Consider the following 950-nt stretch of genomic DNA (forward strand, 5'->3'; position numbering starts at 1 on the left):
GGCGGTAGGCGCGCAGGATCGCGCGGGCCCGCGCACGCGGCCGGCGCCGGTAGAAGCGCCGGGCCCACAGCGACCCCGGCCGGGCCAGCCGCAGCGACCCGATCACGGCGACGACCGGGATGATCACGCCGAAGACGGCGACGCGCGCCTTGCCCTTGCTCAGGGCGATCAGCGCGAACAGGAAGTTCACGCCGACGCTCACCGCGGCACCCGCGCGGTTCTGGAGTTCCTCCTGGGACAGGTCGTTGACACCGAACGGCACGAATCCGGCGAGCAGCAGCCCGACCAGCGCGGCGGTGAGGACGACCATCTCCACGCTCTTGCGCCCCGCCTCGGTCCAGTACACGTCGTCGAGGTGCAGGATGAGCGCGAACTCGTCCAGGACCAGCCCCGCGCCGGTCCCGAACAGCACCGCGGCGAAGGCGGAGCCCAGCCCCTCCCCTCCGCTCGCCACCGAGCCGAAGCCGCCGACGACCGTGAGGATGACGCCGGGTACCACGTGGTGGATGTGCACCGAGCCCGCCGTGACATTGCCGAAGGGCCCCTTCCCGGCCCGGATCAGACGGGTGATGATCCGGGTGATCACGAAGGTGAGGACGAAGGCGGCGAGCGCGAGGAGCAGCGGAAGCTTGCCCGGCTCGATGATGTTCCGATCCAGCCAATGTCCCATATGGGCACTTTATCCACGGTGGCCCCGGGTGCCCCGGTGACCGCCGGGTAATCTGCGCCGGTGCCCGCTCCCCCCTCCCCCGCATCCGTCGCCGACGGCCTCCGCTTCGCCTTCGGCACCCTCACCGCGCTCCCGGTCCGGGTCACCCGCTGGGACCGGCCGGCCGCGCGCGCCGGAATGCTGTGCGCCCCGGCGGCCGGGCTGGCGGTCGGCGCCCTGGCCGCCGCCACAGGTCTCCTCCTGCTGCTCCTCGGCGCGGGCGCGCTGCTCGCCGCCGTCG

General features: G+C 73.3%; 1 protein-coding gene and 1 pseudogene. One reads left to right on the forward strand and one right to left on the reverse strand.

Going from position 1 to position 950, the window contains the following annotated elements:
* A partial coding sequence (locus B7767_RS42330) for a hypothetical protein (protein ID WP_107486653.1) occupies positions 1 to 670 on the reverse strand: 670 nt, incomplete at its 3' end.
* Between the two features lie 60 nt (positions 671 to 730).
* Here B7767_RS42330 and B7767_RS42335 point away from each other — a divergent pair.
* Positions 731 to 950, forward strand: a pseudogene (locus tag B7767_RS42335) (adenosylcobinamide-GDP ribazoletransferase); the annotation flags it as partial.

Origin of the sequence: Streptomyces sp. 13-12-16 (assembly GCF_002114215.1) — a bacterium.
Lineage (GTDB): Bacteria > Actinomycetota > Actinomycetes > Streptomycetales > Streptomycetaceae > Streptomyces.